16 protein-coding genes are annotated in these 17,737 nt (G+C 47.5%); 9 read left to right on the top strand and 7 right to left on the bottom strand.

Annotated elements, in window-relative coordinates; genetic code table 11:
- Positions 1-4: 4 nt before the first annotated feature.
- From IEX02_RS19965 to IEX02_RS19945, 5 genes are all read left to right on the top strand, one after another.
- Positions 5-997, top strand: coding sequence for a DUF2333 family protein (locus IEX02_RS19965; RefSeq protein WP_188699233.1), 993 nt, complete (start codon positions 5-7; stop codon positions 995-997).
- A gap of 3 nt (positions 998-1,000) precedes the next feature.
- A complete protein-coding gene (locus IEX02_RS19960; RefSeq protein ID WP_188699232.1) occupies positions 1,001-1,744 on the top strand; it encodes a TIGR04219 family outer membrane beta-barrel protein in 744 nt (247 codons plus the stop codon).
- Between the two features lie 153 nt (positions 1,745-1,897).
- Positions 1,898-3,706, top strand: a complete 1,809-nt coding sequence (locus IEX02_RS19955; protein ID WP_188699231.1) for an assimilatory sulfite reductase (NADPH) flavoprotein subunit — start codon at positions 1,898-1,900, stop codon at positions 3,704-3,706.
- Positions 3,706-5,403, top strand: coding sequence for an assimilatory sulfite reductase (NADPH) hemoprotein subunit (cysI, locus tag IEX02_RS19950; protein WP_188699230.1), 1,698 nt, complete (start codon positions 3,706-3,708; stop codon positions 5,401-5,403). The genes IEX02_RS19955 and cysI overlap by 1 nt, the downstream gene beginning before the upstream one ends.
- Positions 5,396-6,142, top strand: a complete 747-nt coding sequence (locus IEX02_RS19945) for a phosphoadenylyl-sulfate reductase (RefSeq protein ID WP_188699229.1) — start codon at positions 5,396-5,398, stop codon at positions 6,140-6,142. The genes cysI and IEX02_RS19945 overlap by 8 nt, the downstream gene beginning before the upstream one ends.
- Before the next feature lie 14 nt (positions 6,143-6,156).
- Here IEX02_RS19945 and IEX02_RS19940 read toward each other — a convergent pair whose 3' ends face one another.
- Entirely contained in the window at positions 6,157-7,056 is a 900-nt protein-coding gene (locus IEX02_RS19940) for a TIGR03899 family protein (RefSeq protein ID WP_188699228.1), read from the bottom strand.
- Positions 7,057-7,664: 608 nt separating this feature from the next.
- Between IEX02_RS19940 and IEX02_RS19935 the strand changes: the two genes are divergently transcribed.
- Positions 7,665-9,905, top strand: a complete 2,241-nt coding sequence (locus tag IEX02_RS19935; protein ID WP_188699227.1) for a bifunctional diguanylate cyclase/phosphodiesterase — start codon at positions 7,665-7,667, stop codon at positions 9,903-9,905.
- A 7-nt stretch (positions 9,906-9,912) separates the two neighbouring features.
- Here the strand turns inward: IEX02_RS19935 and IEX02_RS19930 are convergent, their stop codons facing one another.
- The gene (locus IEX02_RS19930; RefSeq protein ID WP_188699226.1) at positions 9,913-10,497 is read right to left on the bottom strand and encodes a uracil-DNA glycosylase family protein; all 585 of its coding nucleotides are present in this window, start codon (positions 10,495-10,497) and stop codon (positions 9,913-9,915) included.
- A 127-nt stretch (positions 10,498-10,624) separates the two neighbouring features.
- On the opposite strand from IEX02_RS19930, the gene IEX02_RS19925 reads away from it, so the two are divergent.
- Positions 10,625-10,936 (top strand): hypothetical protein, encoded by a 312-nt coding sequence (locus IEX02_RS19925; RefSeq protein ID WP_188699225.1) that lies wholly within the window; start codon positions 10,625-10,627, stop codon positions 10,934-10,936.
- A gap of 65 nt (positions 10,937-11,001) precedes the next feature.
- Here IEX02_RS19925 and sthA read toward each other — a convergent pair whose 3' ends face one another.
- The gene (gene sthA, locus IEX02_RS19920) at positions 11,002-12,420 is read right to left on the bottom strand and encodes a Si-specific NAD(P)(+) transhydrogenase (protein ID WP_188699265.1); all 1,419 of its coding nucleotides are present in this window, start codon (positions 12,418-12,420) and stop codon (positions 11,002-11,004) included.
- 109 nt (positions 12,421-12,529) lie between these two features.
- Positions 12,530-13,651 carry an acyl-CoA desaturase gene (locus tag IEX02_RS19915; RefSeq protein WP_188699224.1) on the bottom strand — a complete coding sequence of 374 codons (1,122 nt, stop codon included), beginning with the start codon at positions 13,649-13,651 and terminating at the stop codon, positions 12,530-12,532.
- 142 nt (positions 13,652-13,793) lie between these two features.
- Here IEX02_RS19915 and fabR point away from each other — a divergent pair, with 142 nt between their 5' ends.
- Positions 13,794-14,393, top strand: coding sequence for an HTH-type transcriptional repressor FabR (gene fabR, locus IEX02_RS19910; protein ID WP_188699264.1), 600 nt, complete (start codon positions 13,794-13,796; stop codon positions 14,391-14,393).
- A gap of 5 nt (positions 14,394-14,398) precedes the next feature.
- Here the strand turns inward: fabR and trmA are convergent, their stop codons facing one another.
- Complete coding sequence (gene trmA / locus IEX02_RS19905) at positions 14,399-15,499, bottom strand: tRNA (uridine(54)-C5)-methyltransferase TrmA (protein WP_188699223.1); 1,101 nt, start codon at positions 15,497-15,499, stop codon at positions 14,399-14,401.
- A gap of 162 nt (positions 15,500-15,661) precedes the next feature.
- Here trmA and IEX02_RS19900 point away from each other — a divergent pair, with 162 nt between their 5' ends.
- Positions 15,662-16,984, top strand: a complete 1,323-nt coding sequence (locus tag IEX02_RS19900; protein WP_188699222.1) for a DUF5610 domain-containing protein — start codon at positions 15,662-15,664, stop codon at positions 16,982-16,984.
- A gap of 32 nt (positions 16,985-17,016) precedes the next feature.
- On the opposite strand, the gene IEX02_RS19895 is transcribed toward IEX02_RS19900, so the two are convergent.
- Positions 17,017-17,472 carry an RNA recognition motif domain-containing protein gene (locus tag IEX02_RS19895; protein WP_188699221.1) on the bottom strand — a complete coding sequence of 152 codons (456 nt, stop codon included), beginning with the start codon at positions 17,470-17,472 and terminating at the stop codon, positions 17,017-17,019.
- A 79-nt stretch (positions 17,473-17,551) separates the two neighbouring features.
- Positions 17,552-17,737: hypothetical protein (locus tag IEX02_RS20440; RefSeq protein WP_229702311.1), on the bottom strand; the 186-nt coding region annotated here is incomplete at its 5' end.

The raw sequence follows: 17,737 nt of genomic DNA, 5'->3' as shown, positions 1-17,737 counted from the left end.
ACCCATGAGACAGTATTTGAGTACAAGAACCTTATTGCTGGCAATGACAGTGTTGCTGGTGTTGTTTTATTTGCTGGCGGTGTATTGGAGTGGTGAACCTGACACCTTTGATGTGAAAGTCCATGCGCAAAATGATGCCCAGCAAAAAGGTGTGCAACTTGTTCCGGGCTATGTCACTACTGCCACTTTGGTTAGGGTCAGTCGAACCTTATTGGACAAACCCGGAGGGTATTTATCCAATGACGTGATGCCCCCGTCAGTGATGATGGATAATATGCCCGCCTGGGAATACGGTGTGCTGGAAATGGTGCGGGATCTGAGTCTGGCCATGCGTAAAGACCTTAGTAGGTCACAGTCTCAATCCATGGAAAACCCGGATCTATTGGTAGCCCAACCAAAGTTTAATACCGACAGCCGTAACTGGCTGTTGCCTCCGGCAGAGTCTGAATACGGTGAAGGTATCGAAGCGCTGGAGCGCTACCTGGCTAAGCTTGCCAGCCCAATGGATGATAGCGCTCAGTTTTATGCCCGCGCTGACAATCTGAGGGATTGGTTGAAGCAGGCCGAAAAGCGCCTGGGTAGCTTGTCGCAAAAACTCAGTGCCAGCGTTGGCCAGGAGCGACTGAATACCGACCTGGCCGGCGACCCAAATGCACGCCAGTCTACGCCATCTCGTAATTCTCAATATCTTAAGACCAGTTGGTGGAAGCTGGATGATGTGTTTTATGAAGCGCGCGGTGCCAGTTGGGCCTTACTGCATTTTCTTAAGGCGGTGGAAGTAGATTTTGCCGATGTGCTGGAAAAGAAAAATGCTACGGTTAGCCTCCAGCAGATTATTCGTGAGTTAGAAGCCACGCAACAGACTGTTTGGAGCCCGATAATTCTCAATGGTAGCGGTTTTGGTTTGGTTGCTAACCACTCGCTGGTTATGGCCAACTACATTTCGCGTGCGGATGCGGCCCTTATCGACCTTAATGAATTACTTAGCCAAGGATAAAACATGTTGAAAAAGTTATTGCCGTTAGCCCTTTTTTCTTTTGTAGTGCCCGCCCAGGCAGATACGTTGCTGGGTTTATATGTTGGGGCGCAGGGCTGGCGAGCAGAAGCTGAAGGGGGCTTTGCTAACAGTCAATCGGTGACGGATTTTTCTTTTAAAGATAAAACCTTAGCATCTTATTATGTGGCTTTGGAACACCCTGTCCCGCTGGTCCCGAATATCAAAATCAGCCGTCAGAATATCGAAACACAGGGTAATTCCCTTCTAAGCTCTTCTTTTTCATTCGCAGGAGAGAGCTTTGCCGCTGGTACCGATCTCAATGGTGCGCTGGATATGGATAGCACTGACTACACCCTTTATTACGAAATCTTTGATAACGATATCCTTAGTTTGGATGTCGGATTGACTGGACGGGATGTGGATGGGGTGCTGATGGCAAGTGCTGGCAGCCAAATTACCGAGCAGAGTTTCTCTGGTATCGTGCCGCTGCTTTATGGAAAGGTCGAAGTCGGGATGCCGTTAACCGGATTGGCGCTACAGGCACAAGGTAACTTTCTGGCCTTGGATGACAATAAGCTGTACGACTATCAGGCCGCGGTAACCTATAGTTTACTGGACAATATCGCCGTGGATATGACCTTGCAGCTGGGGTATCGCGTTTACCTGCTCGAGCTGGACGATATGGATGACATTTATACCGATATGGAGTTCAAGGGCGTTTTTGCCGGTGTAGAACTGCACTTTTGATTCTTGTGTTGATTGAACCAGGGAAGGTTCAACAAAATTTTATATAAAAAACTGATTTTATCACTTTCCGTAATAACGAATTTGATTTAATTCTTTCCGGTTCTTGAGCCACCTCGCTAACCTACACTCAACGAGAATAGGATTAGCGTAATTATGTCTTCATCTACATCTCAGGCATCCGTGCCTGTTTCAGTCCTGAGCGATACACAGTGGTCAGCGTTGCATCAGGCCATTGCGCCATTAAATGGTAATCAACTTACCTGGGTGAGCGGCTATCTAGCAGGGCTGGCTCAAGGTCATCAACCTCAAGTGGCACAAGCGGTGGGAACGGCTTCCGCGGCTAAGCTGACTATTTTGTACGGCTCTCAGACCGGGAATGCAAAAGGTGTTGCCAGTGAGTACAAAGCATTTGCTGAAGCCGCAGGCCTGAGCGTTGAATTACTCAATATGGCTGACTTTAAGAGTAAGCGTCTTAAAGATGAAACTCATTTGGTGATTGTGGTAAGTACTCATGGTGAAGGTGAAGCACCTGATGATGCGGCCGAGTTACATGAGTTTCTGGCCAGCAAAAAAGCGCCAAAACTTCAAAAGCTTAAGTATGCAGTACTAGGCCTAGGGGACAGCAGCTATGAGTTTTTCTGTCAGACAGCCAAGGACTTTGACGAACGCTTGGCAGCGCTTGGCGCCGAGCGTTTGACTGACCGTGTAGACTGTGACGTTGACTACGATGGCCAGGTTACAACCTGGCGTGAAAGCCTAACCGAGCAGCTGAAAGACGAATTGAAATCAGCCAATCAGGGGCAAGTCGTAGCTATGCCGGGCTTAAGCTTGGCTGGCCAGCAAGCAAATCACTACAGCAAGAAGAATCCTTTTACTGCTGAGTTACTGACATCACAAAAGATTACCGGCCGGAATTCGGTAAAAGATATTCGCCATATAGAAATTTCTTTGGAAGGCTCGGGCCTGAGTTACCAGGCTGGTGATGCGTTGGGCGTTTGGTTCAGTAATGATCCTAAGCTGGTGGATGAATTGTTAAACAGTCTTAACTTGAACGGTGAAGTTCAAGTTAAGGTCGGGGATGAGCAGCTTTCACTCAAAGATGCACTGGTTGACAAATTTGAGCTTACCCAAAGCTATCCTACCTTTGTTAAAGGCTATGCTGAGTTGGTGCAAAGCGAGGCGTTACGCCAATTGATCGAAGACAAAGGGGTCTTGCGCGATTATCTGGCCAACCACCAGATAGTGGATATTGTTAAAGCCCATCCTGGCAAATTGGATGAGCAGCAATTGGCTGCTTTGCTAAGACCTATCACACCGAGACTGTATTCCATTGCATCCAGTCAGTCAGAAGTTGAGGACGAAGTACATCTCACCGTCGGCTTGGTGGAGTACGAAAACGATGGCCAAACCAGGCAAGGTGGCGCCTCGGGATTCTTGTCCTCCAGATTGGAAGAAGGCCAGGCTGTGAAAGTCTTTGTGGAGAGCAACGATAACTTCAAGCTGCCGGCCGACCCTAATACACCAGTAATTATGGTAGGTCCTGGCACCGGCATTGCGCCTTTCCGTGCTTTTATGCAAGAGCGTGAAGCGCAGGAAGCCGAAGGCAAAAACTGGCTGTTTTTCGGTAACCCGAATTTTACCCAGGATTTCCTGTATCAGACGGAATGGCAGCGTTGGGTAAAAGACGGCTTGCTAAACAAAGTTAGTCTGGCGTTTTCACGTGATCAGGCTGAGAAAATTTATGTTCAGCATCGTTTGTTGGAACAAGGCAAGGATGTGTTTGCCTGGTTACAGCAGGGCGCTCATCTGTATGTGTGTGGCGATGCTAACCATATGGCCAAAGACGTTCATGATGCCTTGCTAAAGATTATCTCGGCAGAAGGCGGATTCACCGCGGAACAAGCCGAAACTTATTTGAATGACCTGCGCAAAGCGAAGCGCTATCAGAGAGATGTGTACTAATGAGTGACAATCAGGAACAAAAGCTTTCCGACAACGAGCGACTCAAGCGGGAGAGTAATTTCTTGCGCGGTACCATCGCGCAGGATCTTAAAGATGATTTGACTGGTGGCTTTAACGGCGACAATTTCCAGTTGATTCGCTTCCACGGTATGTATCAGCAAGATGACCGAGATATTCGTGCCGAACGTGCCAAACAAAAGTTGGAACCCTTACACAATGTGATGCTGCGCTGTCGTCTGCCGGGAGGCATTATTTCTCCTCAGCAATGGTTGGCCATTGATGAGTTTGCCGAGCAACACACCTTGTATGGCAGCATTCGTTTGACAACAAGGCAGACGTTCCAATTCCATGGTGTGCTAAAGCCAGATATTAAGCCTATGCACCAAATGCTCAATCGCATTGGTCTTGACTCTATTGCCACCGCTGGAGATGTGAACCGTAATGTCCTGTGTACCTCGAATCCTGTGGAGTCCGAGGTTCATCAGCAAGCCTATGAGTGGGCGGTGAAAATCAGTGAGCACTTGCTACCCAAGACGCGCGCCTATGCTGAGATCTGGCTGAATGAAGAGAAGCTGGAAACGACAGATGAGGAACCCATTTTGGGCAGCACTTATTTGCCGCGTAAGTTTAAGACTACCGTAGTGATCCCGCCGCAAAATGACGTTGATGTGCATGCTAACGATTTGAACTTTGTAGCCATTGCCGAGAATGGCCAACTCGTTGGATTCAATGTGCTGGTGGGTGGCGGTTTGGCCATGACCCATGGTGACAAGGCGACTTTCCCGCGCAAAGCTGACGATTTTGGTTTTATCCCCTTGGATAAAACCCTGGCTGTGGCTGAAGCAGTAGTGAGTACGCAGCGTGATTGGGGTAACAGAAGCGATCGTAAGAATGCCAAAACTAAGTACACCCTTGAGCGAGTGGGGGTGGAAACGTTCAAGGCTGAGGTTGAGAAACGCGCGGGTGTCGCTTTTGCCCCAAGTCGTGCGTATGAGTTTACTGGTCGTGGTGACCGCTTTGGCTGGGTGGAAGGTGTGGATGGCAAACATCACCTGACGTTATTTATTGAAAACGGCCGTATTCTGGATTTTCCAGGCAAGCCACTGAAAACAGGCTGTGCAGAAATAGCCAAAATTCATCAGGGCGATTTTCGTTTAACCGCGAATCAGAACCTGATTGTGGCCGGTGTTGCACCAGAGCAAAAAGCTGAGATTGAAAAGATAGCCCGCGAGCATGGCTTAATTGAGCCGGATGTTACCGTACAACGTCAAAACTCAATGGCTTGCGTGGCATTACCTACCTGTCCTTTGGCGATGGCCGAAGCTGAACGCTACTTACCAGGCGCGGTGACTGAATTGGAGCAACTCCTGTCAAAGCATGGTATGGCTGAAGAGCATATTGTCTTTCGGGTAACCGGCTGCCCTAACGGTTGCGGCCGGGCCATGCTGGCAGAGATAGGTTTGGTGGGTAAGGGCCCTGGCAAATACAACCTGCATCTGGGCGGGGATCGCTTTGGTACCCGCATTCCTAGAATGTATCGCGAGAATATCAGCGAGCAGGAAATTATGCAGGAACTGGATAACCTGATTGGCCAATGGGCAGCTCAGCGTCATACACAAGAAAGTTTTGGTGATTTTGTGATTCGCGCTGGTGTGGTTAAGCCGGTGGTAAATTCCGCTAAGGATTTTTATGACTAATGCTGCACTTAAAACTCAGTCTACTTTGAGTACCGATATCAGCCGAGAAGAATTGGCTGACATTAACCTTCAATTGGAAGGTATGACGGCTCAGCAACGGGTGCAATGGGCGCTGACACAATTACCTGGGCAGGCGGTATTGTCATCCAGCTTTGGTATTCAAGCTGCCGTGATGTTGCATCTGGTGACCCACGCACAGCCTGATATTCCTGTTGTGCTGACAGATACTGGTTACTTGTTTCCGGAAACCTATGACTTTATTGATGAGCTGAGCCAAACCCTTAACCTCAATCTGAAAGTCTACAGCGCAGATATGTCACCGGCTTGGCAGGAACGCAAGTTTGGCCAGCTGTGGGAGCAGGGGCTGCCTGGTATTGAGGCATACAACAAGTTAAATAAAGTGGAGCCTATGCAGCGCGCTTTAAAAGAGCTTGAGGTGGGGACCTGGTTTTCTGGCTTGCGTCGCAGTCAGTCCAGCAGTCGAGAGAAGTTGCCTTATTTACAGCTAACCGGGGGGCGTTTCAAAGTGTTCCCTATTTTGGATTGGAGTAATAAGGACGTGCACTATTACCTGCAGGACAATGGCTTACCTTATCATCCGCTGTGGGAGCAAGGTTATGTGTCTGTTGGAGACTGGCATACATCAAGGCCGCTGGAGGCGGGTATGACGGAGGAGGACACCCGATTCTTTGGTCTTAAGCGCGAGTGTGGGTTACATGAGTTCGGGGATGGTATTTAACCTAACGCATCTTTTTAGTGAATATCAAATGCGCTGTTAAAGGTGCGCTTTAATATGTTGATATAGTCAGGCTGGGCTTTAACGGGCACCAGCCTGGATAACTCGGCGCCTGCGGCGGTAAATTTGTAGTAGTTGAGTAATGTGCCGCGATTACGCGGCGTCATGTGCAATGTTTCCCCACCAATCCGCCATTCGTTGCGCTTTTGGGTACTTAGTTCTCCAGACTCTATTTCGCTGTTATAAATCAGCCCTAAGTCCATTAATGCCAGTAAATCCGGGTATGTCAGACCAAATTGCGCCAAGTTCAGCTGGCCGCCGCGTTTAAGTCCCATCATCGACAGCAAACTGGGCTTATAGTAATAACCAAACAGCAATCTTGGGCTGTAATCGCCGCTCCTTCTGCTGGCTAAACTGACCGCCAGCGAAAATATCCGCGCATCACGCTGTGTTAACTGTTGCAATATATTCAGGCTACGAAGGGAGAATGTGCCGGGTTGGCCTATTTCTGTGGCAAAAATCTTGGCCCACAACTCTTGCATGGTAGGGGAGTGGATCTCCTCGGCCAGCTTGATAAAGCTGAAAAACCAGTCGGGATCCAGGTTTTCTTCTTGTCCCTGTGCGGGCGAAAACTCTAAAGCGAGTGACAGTATCCTCTCCAGGTTACGCAGTTGGCGCTGCTGTTGGATGATCTTACGTCTTTGCACCTTGCGCTGTGCATCCAATCCTAGCTCTGTTGCATTTGGTGGGCTGATACCGGCCTGGGCAAACCAGTTCTGCATTTTGTTTTTCAGCGTTGATGACGCCGCTTGAGGTTGATGTGCAGAAGAAGTCGAAGGGTCTTTACGCTTTGACGATGTGTTGGTGGTTATGTGTGCCATATGGGCCGCATTGGATGCAGGATCAATTTTATTCATACTCTATCCAATCACATCATCTGTTATTCTTTGTCATCATAGGGACTACAGCAGGGATTGGCCAGTAGATGCTAAGTTATACATGGTTGTCTGTGTTGTTTACCTATAGCGTGTTGACCTTTTGAGTATGATTTTGCAGCAGTTTGTGGGCCCTTTATACAAGGCAGAGCGAACGTGGTGTAGTTATTCTACATGAGTGAGTGACAAGTCCGTATGGAACGGACTTGAACAGCTTTGCTGGCCTTCGGCGAAATACAAGGAGGTATTTCGTAAAACGCCGTAGAAAGGGCCCACAAGCGCTGCCGGAAGGGGTCACAACCCAGCCCCTCCTGCTCTGTGTTGCCGGGCTTTGACTTAGGCCCACTAAGCCTGCAGCCCGGCGTCGTGACCAGAAGGGACTGGATTTGAACAAAATCTATACTCAAAAGGTCAACACGCTCTAAGCTCCAATTAAAATTTTTTCTTCTTCACTTCCTAATTTTTCCAACCTTAACACCCAGATAGATACTTTCTTCCCCCTTGGTTAAAGTTTCTCTTTCTTGGATATTAGGATATTGTTAGTCAAGAGAGGATGAGTTGGCCACTTGGTTCGGGTCGCGGAAAGGCAGATGAGTCAAATAAATTACGAAAATGATGAGCTGATTTTTCTGGAAGAAGATGAAGTTTCTGCAGATGAACAAGAATCAAGCGACGCTTGGAATGTCCTTATTGTTGATGACGATGAAGAAATCCACTCGGTCACAAGGTTGGCTTTAGCGGATTTAGTGCTGAATGGTCGGCGCCTGAATTTTATGCATGCCTATTCAGGAGAGCAGGCTCTTAATGTGCTCAGTGAACATGGTAGTGAAATCGCTATCGTGCTGCTGGATGTGGTCATGGAAACCGATGATGCCGGGTTGCAGGTAGCCAGGCGTATGCGGGAAGAACTACTGCTTAACGAGCCGAGGATTATTCTACGAACCGGGCAACCCGGTTATGCGCCAGAAGAAAGTGTGATTAAAGAATATGACATCAATGATTACAAAACCAAAACAGAGCTAACTCGCAGCAAACTTGTCACCACTATCATCGCTTCTCTACGTTCTTACCAACAAATATTAACCATTAACCAAAGTCGGGTTGGACTGGAGAAGATCATCGCATCGGCCGCTAACCTGTTGGAAGAGCACTCTATCAAGGGCTTCTGCGAAGGCGTAGTGACGCAAATCAGCTCCTTGATTGGGCTGGATGCTGGCGGAGTGGTATGTGCCAGGGCTGGCTCAGTGCTGGATAAAGACGACGACAGTGTCTATGTGTTAGGGGCGGCTGGTCCCTTTGCGTCCTATATTAATGAACGTCTGGATAGCATCCACGACGAAAAAATTGTCGAGCAAGTGGCCAAGTGCTTGAAACAAAGAGACCACATCTACGAAAAAGATTTTTCTGTTTTGTATATGAACAGCAGTGGGTATGAGGCTGCAGTGTATGTTCAGGTAGGCTTTGCAATAAATGTGCTGCATCGTCAGTTGTTGGAAGTCTTTATGTCCAGCATCTCGGTTGGCTATGAAAATGTGAACCTGTTTCACCAGCTCCGTAACGCTGCATTCCGGGACATGTTGACCAAATTGCCCAATCGCAACGAATTCATCAATATGCTGGATCAAATGCAGAACAGCAGTTTTGAGCTGGATAACCAGGTTGCTGCACTGGTGGATGTGAACCACTTTTCTGATATTAACGATGGCTTGGGCCAGGATGCGGGTAACTTATTATTGATTGCTATTGCAGAGCGACTGCAAGGTGCCATGGGCCCAGAAGTAAAAATGGGTCGAATTGGTGCGGATGTATTTGGCTTGATCGGTCGTGATAATAAGGTTTGCCCTGAATACATTACCAATGTTTTTAACTCTCCTTTTAAGGCTGGCGATCATACCTTGCCGGTAAACGTCACTGTTGGCTTGTGTCGTTTGCTGGATGAGGAAAATAATGGTCTGAATATCCTCAAACAGTCCAACATTGCGTTAAATCGCGCTAAGAAAAGCCTGACAGCCAATTACGAGTACTACGCGCCAGAAATGGAAGAGAAGACAACCTGGCGGCTGGGCATGATCCGGCAACTTCGTTCTGACTTTGCCGAGCGAAAGTTAGAGCTCTGGTATCAACCTCAGGTGGATTTGGTCAGTGAATCCGTAGTTGGGATGGAGGCATTATTACGTTGGCCAGCTCAAGAAGGTGGCTACATTTCTCCCGCGGTATTTGTTCCCCTGGCTGAGTACAGTGGGTTGATTATTGATATTGGTGCCTGGGTACTAGAAGAAGCGTGCAATAAGTTAAGGCTGTTGCATGAACGAGGCTTCCCGCAACTGAGAGTGGCTGTGAATATCTCCATGCCGCAATTCCGTGACCCACAGTTTATCTCGTTGGTTAAACAGTGCCTGATTCAAACCAGCATAGATCCCAAGTCTCTGGAGTTGGAGATCACCGAAAGTGTTGTGATGGACGAGCCACAAATCGTGGTGGACTCGCTAAAAGCGCTTAAGGAGTTTGGTGTCACTATCGCTATCGATGATTTTGGTACCGGCTTTTCGTCCATGAGTTATCTACAAAAACTGCCGCTAGACAGATTGAAAGTCGACCGCTCGTTTGTGAGTGAGGTCAATGCGGGCAAGAGTGCATTTATTGCTGAAACCATAGTGACCCTGGGTAATAAGCTTGGATTGCAGACCATTGCGGAAGGAGTAGAAAAGCGTGAACAGGCTAGCTACATGCTCCGTTTGGGATGCGATGAAGCTCAGGGGTTCTTATACGCGAAACCCATGCCCTTCGACGAGTTACAGGTCTTTTTGGATAATTACCAGGTCAGAAATTAGACATAGGTTAATCTGATTCCCACAGCGAAGAGACTCGTTGTCGAAGATCTGGCAAAAGCGTTTCTTCGAACCAAGGATGGCGTTTTAACCAGATATTATTTCGTGGTGAAGGGTGGGGAAGCACAAAATACTCGGGCAGGTACTGTCGATAGTTTTGCAGACGCGTCGTCAGTGTCACTTTGTCCTGAAGGTAATACTGCTGGGCATATTGGCCGATTAACAGTGTCAACCTGCGTGCTGGTAAGGTATTCAGTATAGCGTTATGCCAGGTTGGCGCACATTCCTTTCTGGGAGGAAGGTCGCCACTTTTTCCTTTGCCAGGATAACAGAACCCCATTGGCATAATTGCCACCAAGCTCTGGTCATAAAATTTGTCCGAAGGTAGCTGCAGCCAGTTTCTTAGTCGTTCACCCGACGCATCATTCCAGGGGATTGAACTGTGATGTACTTTAGTGCCTGGAGCCTGGCCTATGATCATCAATCTTGCTTCCTGGGTTCCTCTAACCACAGGATTGGCGCCCAAAGGCAACGCTGGCTCACACAGGCGACATTGCCGTACTTCCTGTAATAGCGCGATGGTTTTATCTTTCACTGATCCCCTCTTCCTAAATGGTTGTCATATTATTGTCATAAAAATGTGCTTGGCATAAATTGCATTCAAGATAGAAAACTGCAAAAATGTATATACGCTCTAAGTTGAGTTGTTGTAGGAGTCTGTTATGCGTAAATCTACAATCCTGATTTCATTATTAGCTGCAAGCAGTATGGTGCAAGCGGCAGAACAGTCAAACAAGCTATTTGATTGTGTTGCTAGTGATACCCTGGCGATAAATAGCGACTGCGTTGAAAGTAAAATCAACCAGAATATGCAGTACCGAGATGTACAGCAGACTATTTATCAGCGTTCAGAATCGCAAAGTGAAAACGTTATGGCGACTGTCAAATTCTATCCAGAAAAATATCTGATAGAAGTGGTAGCTCACCGCGATGCGCTGGATGGTGCAGCTTTACTTGCCGCTAACCGCAAGTAAAGGTTAATAGATAAACAAAAACCGGGCTAAGCCCGGTTTTTTGTTTTTGGCATATAGCACCCTGGCTAGAAGATTCGATTTAATCCATTGATTGCCGCAACCCGGTATGCTTCTGCCATAGTAGGGTAGTTAAAAGTGGTATTGATGAAATACTCAATGCTATTCGCATCCCCTTTTTGTTGCATGATGGCCTGCCCGATATGCACAATCTCAGATGCGCGCTCGCCAAAGCAGTGAATACCCAGTATTTCTTTACTTTCACGATGGAACAAAATTTTCAGGCTGCCTACCTGGGTATTGGCTATCTGTGCACGTGCCAGATGTTTAAACTGGGCTCTGCCAACTTCATATGGCACTTTCATTGCTGTCAGTTCTTGCTCTGTTTTTCCCACCGAACTGATTTCGGGGATAGTGTAAATACCGGTGGGAATATCTTCTACTAAGCTGGATGGGCAGGTTCCGCTTAGCATGGCTTGGGCTGCGAAACGGCCCTGGTTATATGCCGCCGATGCTAGGCTGGGATAGCCAATGACATCCCCTACCGCATAAATGTTGTCCACTTCGGTCTTGTAGTTTTCATCTACTCTGATTTGCCCTCGTGAATCCGCCTTGATGCCCAAAGCGCTAAGATTCAACATGTCAGTGTTACCTGTGCGGCCATTGGCAAAAAGCAGACAATCAGCACGCATTTTTTTGCCCGAGGCTAAATGCAAGATCACGGAGTCGTCACGCCCTTCTACAGTTTCGTAGGTTTCGTTGTGGCGGATAACCACACCGTTATTCCACAGGTGGTAACTCAGTGAATCAGAGATCTCAGCATCAAGAAAGGAAAGCAAACGGTCGCGCATGTTAACTAAATCGACCTTGACGCCTAACCCTCTGAAAATACTGGCATACTCTGAACCTATTACGCCGGCACCATAGATAATAATGGATTTAGGATCGTGTTTAAGCGACAGGATAGAGTCGCTGTTGTAGATGCGCGGGTGCGAGAAATCGATATCGCCTGGGGTATAAGGACGAGAGCCTGTAGCGATAACCATCTGCTTGGCGGTAATGTGATCAATCGAGCCGTCTTCTCTGGTAACTTTTAGCGTATGTGCATCAACAAATGCCGCTTCGCCGTGGAAAATTTTAACCGCGTTGCGATCGTAGAAACTGCCGCGCAGCCGGCTTTGTTCACGAATAACGGAACCAGCGTGCTTGAGTATTTCACTGAAGGTAAGGTGGCGGCTGCGATCGGCATCATTGAACAGGGGATTAGCATTGTATTCGATAAGTCGACTAACTGAGTGCCTCAACGCTTTCGAGGGGATGGTTCCCCAATGAGTGCAACCGCCGCCAACTGACTCATGTCGTTCAATAACGGCCACCTGCTTACCGGCCTTTGACAATTGCATGGCGGCGCCTTCACCGCCGGGGCCTGTTCCGATAACTACGGCATCGAATTGAAATGAAGATGATTGGGCTTTTTTTCCCTTGATTGTGCTGGCTGACAACGACTGGCTCCGACAAACAGAAGTAGATTCATAGCCTTACCGAGATTGATGTGGAAAGCAAGGCTTCCCTTTGCCAGGGAAGCCAACTTTAGTCTCATGCAAATCGTAGGGTATGGACTTCCAGCCATCGACGTTTGGCTAATTCCAGTGTTTGCTTCAACTCCTGATATTTGAAGTCCAATTCCAGTTTTTCATAATTGGCTAGCAGTTCACGCTTTTTGGCATCCAGACGCTGCTTCTTGACCGCGTAGTAGTCAGACATTTTCTGCAGCAACAACTCATACTCGTTCTGTACGCGTTCGGTGAGAAGCTGAGCGTCGGGTCGGCTGGCGATCTGCTGTTGAGCTCTCTTAAGTTGCATTTCAACCCTGGCCTTTTCGATTCGCTCTTCAGGGCAGCGTCGTAGACTATATGTCAGTCCAAACCAGGAAAGTAAGCGAATGAGCCATTTGGTGGGATCGAAATGCCACCACTTCACTCCATTTCTGTAGTCGTACTCAAAGATGTGATGAAAGTTATGATAGCCCTCACCAAAGGTGAAGAAGGCTAATATTCCATTATCTCTGGCACTGTTTTTGTCGGTATAGGTTTGTTTTCCCCATATATGTGCCAGTGAGTTGATGAAGAATGTGACATGATGAACGATTACCAGTCGCAGGACTCCGGCAATCAGCAGCATGCCCCAGATATCGCCGTTTAACCAGCCGAGTAAGAGTGGGATGCCGAAGTTGGCTGAAAGCGTGATAGCCAGATAGTGATTGTGCTGCCACATAACAATCTTATCTTTCTGAAGATCCCGGCAATTATCGTAATTGTGATAACGGCTCGCTTGGTATTCGCGCAGCATCCAGCCAATATGTGAATACCAAAAGCCAAGACCGGCCGAGTAGGGATCCTTATCATTATTGTCTACGTGCTTATGGTGAACTCTATGATCAGATGCCCAGTGCAAGATGCTGTTTTGCAGGGCCAGGGCGCCACCGATTGCTAGTATAACCCTGACAAACGGATGAGCATCATAGGCCTTGTGTGACCACAGTCTGTGATAGCCCGCAGTAATGGATAATCCCGAAAACCAGATAAGTACAATACAGGCCACAACCTCGACAGCGTCGAAGCCATGCAGGTAAGCTTCCATGGGAACCAATATCAGACTGATCAGGCTGGTAATGATAAACAACAATACATTGGTCAGAATCAAGGCGGGTTTTTGCATCAGTTAAAAAATTTGAGCGTACAGTTGTGCGCTAATTTAGCCAGTTCAGGTTGTCTTGGCAAGCCAATGCTGACAATCAACCTAGTTTGATAGGGCGAAATTAATGGTAAACTCAAATGCTTTTGAACCTGCCGTTAGTATGATGACCCGTCAGCAGCAAAAACAGAAAACTCGCCGCGCTATTATAGATGCGGCGTTTAACTTGTTAGATGAGCAGCGCAGTTTGTCCAGTGTTAGCTTGCGTGAAGTTGCCAGGGCTGCCGGCATAGCACCAACGTCCTTTTACCGCCATTTTAAAGATATTGATGAATTGGGGCTAACGCTGGTGGATGAAGCTGGCTTGGCTCTCAGACAACTTATGCGTCAGGCCAGATCCAGAATTGATGCTGGGGGCGGGGTCATTAGCACTTCCGTCAATACTTTTATGGAGTTTGTCGTCTCCAATAGCAATGAGTTTCGCTTGTTGCTCCGGGAGCATTCGGGCACGTCACCTGCCTTCAGGGCAGCCGTATTGCGTGAGATCCAGCATTTCATCGAAGAGCTGACCGACTATACTGCCAGTCACACGGGGCTGAATCGTCAACTGGCGAGTTTACAAGCAGAAGCAATGGTCAAGTTGGTTTTCAGTGCCGGCGCCGAAGCTATCGACGCCACTGTCGCACAACGGAAAGAACATGCACAAAGGCTTAATCAGCAGCTACGCTTTATTGCCAGAGGGGCGGCCTTTTATGCAAGCAAGTAACAGGTTCAGGCTTTTCTCTTGAGCACGACGCCACATTCCGCATGGTGGGTGTAAGGAAACTGGTCAAATAGGGCAAAGCGGGTAACTTCATGGGTTTGCCCTAGTGTCTCAAGATTGTCCAATAAGGTTTGAGGATTGCACGATATATACAGAATATTTTGGTAATGGCTGACCAACTTACAGGTATCTGGGTCTAGCCCAGCTCTTGGAGGGTCAACTAAAACGGTTTGGCAATCAAACGCTTCTAGTTGTATTCCTGCTAAACGTTTGAATTGGCGTTTTCCTTGTAGTGCTTCGGTAAATTCCTCACTAGAAATCCGAATCACAGTGACATTATCTATCTGGTTCAGTTTGGCGTTGTAATTGGCCGCTTCTACCGATGCCTTGGAAATTTCAGTGGCCAATACCCGTTCAAAGTTTTGTGCCAGAGGCAGCGTAAAATTACCTAACCCACAATAAAGCTCAAGCAGATCAGCGCTTAGATCCTTGGTAGCATCAAGGGCCCAGCCAATCATCTGGCAGTTCACTCCGGCATTAGGCTGAGTGAAGCTATTCTCTATTTGCTTAAACTGATAAGTGCGCCCGTTTATGTCCAACGCTTCAATGACATGGTCGCGTTCCAGGAGCACCATTTGCTTGCGGGCTCGTCCTACTATATCTAGCTGGTATTTGTTACGCAGGATGGTGCGAAGTTTTTGTGCTTCTTGCTGCCATTCTTCATCAAGCGGCTTGTGATAGACCAAAGTGACCAGTATTTCACCGCTCAAGGTGCTAAGGTAGTCGATCTGGTAAAGCTTGCGTCTGAGTGTGTCGTTGGGTTTCAGCAGTTCGAGTAAATCAATCATCACCTCATTGATAAGCTTGCTGGCCGGAGGAAAGTGATCGACCCGGTATTTTTCCTTGGTTTGGCTATCAAACATTATATGGTAGAGGTCTTCACCATCATGCCAGACTCTGAATTCAGCACGCATACGATAGTGGAGGGGATTGGATGGGTACAGCTCCAACGCTGGCATAGCGTGTTGCTTGAACAAGCTTCTCAATATTTCGGCTTTCTCTGCCAGTTGGGCCTCATATTGACGGCTATCTATTTCTGTTGGTCGCATGATACCTCCACGTAAAGGCGGCAGATTGTAAAGTGTTTACATAGATGCGCAAACCTTGTCTGCATTATAGCTTGAGGTTTTCAGGTAAACTTTTTGCTGGGGTAGGCTAAAAGTTGAGCATCTTTGGTCGATAATAAGTCGAGAGGTATTGAGGATATCAACATGAATCTAGGCGAACTAAAGGCGCGGCTTGAACAACGTGCGCCTCATGTTGATCGTTCGGAGCCAAATGGCCCATCCAAGGATAATGGGATTCGGCAACCGAAGGATCAGCAAGCAAATGAAGTCACTTTAACGAATTCGGCTGAGTCGCGGCGTATTATTGGCCTAAAGATTTTGTCAGGCGCATTGAATCAAAGTCTAGTGCTTGATGATAAACGAGCCAACCTGCCTGTACGTCAGCCTGAGTCAGACAACAGCGCTCTGTTTGACTTTGAGGAAGTTGCCAAGAACGTTTTGCGCTTTGTTGGCGGTGCCATAAGGCACGCTCAGGCAAAGGGGATGGAAGAAGAAGAACTGGCAGGGATGTTTGAGCAGGCCCGTAGCGGTGTGCTTAAGGGAATTCAAATGGCTGAAAAGGATTTGGCCGGCTTTATGAATGACGAAATTGCCGATGGCATTAAGAAGAGTCGGGAATTAATAGAAGAAGGGATCAGCGATCTGGAAAAAGAGATCTTTGGTTCTTCGGAAGAGGAAGATGAGCAAGAGGTGTCGGCGCTTCATTACTCTGAATCCTTGAGTTACAGCCGTCAGGATAGTAGCGAACTGACCATTCGTACCAGAGATGGTGATGAAGTCAGAATCAGTTTTGACGCGCTACGGCAGTTTGAATTGAACCGCAATTTGACGATAGTGCGCCAGACAGAGAAAGAGGCAGAGGCCAATGATGAGGATAAGAAACCTCATGCTGGAGATTCCCAGTCCAATAACCTGGCTGTCCGAGCTGAGCAGAACGCATTGTTCTACGAGAAAAATGGCTTTGGGTTCTCGGTCGAAGGGGAACTGGATGAAGATGAGCTCAGGGCTATAGGTGAATTGGTTGATAAGACCGCAGACCTGGCTGATGAATTCTTTAATGGTGATGTAGAGAAAGCTTTTGAGCAGGCACTCAAGCTAGGATTTGATGAAACTGAATTGACCGGGTATGCGTTACAAATGAGCCGTCAGGAACAATTCAAGGTAACCCAAACTTATGAAGCTGTTCAGTTAGGGGATGATAAGTTCAAAGAAATGGAAGGCTACGCTAAGCCAGTATCGCATTACCTGGAAAGAATGCTTGAGGTGGTAGAGCAAACTAAGCAACAGCTATATGACCCGTCATCGTATGACAACTTAATCACGGGGTTAGTCAATCAAATGCTGGAAGTCGATACGCCAGACCTGCTGCAGGCGATAAATAGATTTCACAGTTTTAATCAACGGCTGCTGGACAACTTACCTATGTCCCAGCCTGTTATGCCCAAAGAACCGGGGCAGCAAGCATAAAAAAGGTCCGCGTTGCGGACCTTTTTTGTTTTCTACTCTTCCTGCTTATCTTTGGCCATGCGTACTTTCAGTGTTCTATCCTGGAACTCAGTATCGTTGAGTGTACGGACGATTTGTTCGACATCGCCCAACATTTCCACAAAACCATAACCCTTACGTTTACCTGTACGTCTGTCTTTCATCAGTCTTACTGATATAACGGTACCATGCACTCCAAAGTGGGCTTTCACATCTTGCTCGTTGACCCGATATGGCAGATTACCCACATATAAAGTCTTGGCATCGTCACCTTGGTTATTATCTGCATTGGTGGTGGCCTGTGCTTGTCGCATGAACTGGCTGGCTATCAGTGGGGTCAGTATTCCGCTAATAAACAAGCCGATAGCTAATGCCTGATTTGCATTTACTGCTTGTGCCGGCAGAAGGAAATAGCCGAGCACGGCCAGTATGCCTGCAATTACTATATAAAGAAGAACCGGTGATTTCATGTAACTACCTAAAATGTAATTAAAAAATGATATGGCAACGCTATGTTACCGATTAATTTACATAACGCCAACTAAACAACTAAGGCGATGTGGAATGCGCTTTAACAAGCTTATTTAGTAAGTTTTGCTCAATATCTGCGCGAACGGAAAGTTTTTTGCAAAAAGCGCTTGATCTGTTTCTGTCGAACTGTAGAATGCGCACCACTTCGACGGGGTAGCCCGCCAGGCCAGGAAGGCAGAAGGATTCAAGGAAAGGCAAGCAACG

Source organism: Bowmanella pacifica (assembly GCF_014645355.1).
GTDB lineage: Bacteria > Pseudomonadota > Gammaproteobacteria > Enterobacterales > Alteromonadaceae > Bowmanella > Bowmanella pacifica.
This window is presented reverse-complemented; position numbering and strand designations above follow the sequence as displayed.

Coding starts and splice junctions, on each gene's coding strand:
- IEX02_RS19965 (WP_188699233.1), top strand. CDS start 5: ATGAGACAGTATTTGAGTACAAGAACCTTATTGCTGGCAATGACAGTG.
- IEX02_RS19960 (WP_188699232.1), top strand. CDS start 1,001: ATGTTGAAAAAGTTATTGCCGTTAGCCCTTTTTTCTTTTGTAGTGCCC.
- IEX02_RS19955 (WP_188699231.1), top strand. CDS start 1,898: ATGTCTTCATCTACATCTCAGGCATCCGTGCCTGTTTCAGTCCTGAGC.
- cysI (WP_188699230.1), top strand. CDS start 3,706: ATGAGTGACAATCAGGAACAAAAGCTTTCCGACAACGAGCGACTCAAG.
- IEX02_RS19945 (WP_188699229.1), top strand. CDS start 5,396: ATGACTAATGCTGCACTTAAAACTCAGTCTACTTTGAGTACCGATATC.
- IEX02_RS19940 (WP_188699228.1), bottom strand. CDS start 7,056: ATGAATAAAATTGATCCTGCATCCAATGCGGCCCATATGGCACACATA.
- IEX02_RS19935 (WP_188699227.1), top strand. CDS start 7,665: ATGAGTCAAATAAATTACGAAAATGATGAGCTGATTTTTCTGGAAGAA.
- IEX02_RS19925 (WP_188699225.1), top strand. CDS start 10,625: ATGCGTAAATCTACAATCCTGATTTCATTATTAGCTGCAAGCAGTATG.
- IEX02_RS19915 (WP_188699224.1), bottom strand. CDS start 13,651: ATGCAAAAACCCGCCTTGATTCTGACCAATGTATTGTTGTTTATCATT.
- fabR (WP_188699264.1), top strand. CDS start 13,794: ATGACCCGTCAGCAGCAAAAACAGAAAACTCGCCGCGCTATTATAGAT.
- trmA (WP_188699223.1), bottom strand. CDS start 15,499: ATGCGACCAACAGAAATAGATAGCCGTCAATATGAGGCCCAACTGGCA.
- IEX02_RS19900 (WP_188699222.1), top strand. CDS start 15,662: ATGAATCTAGGCGAACTAAAGGCGCGGCTTGAACAACGTGCGCCTCAT.
- IEX02_RS19895 (WP_188699221.1), bottom strand. CDS start 17,472: ATGAAATCACCGGTTCTTCTTTATATAGTAATTGCAGGCATACTGGCC.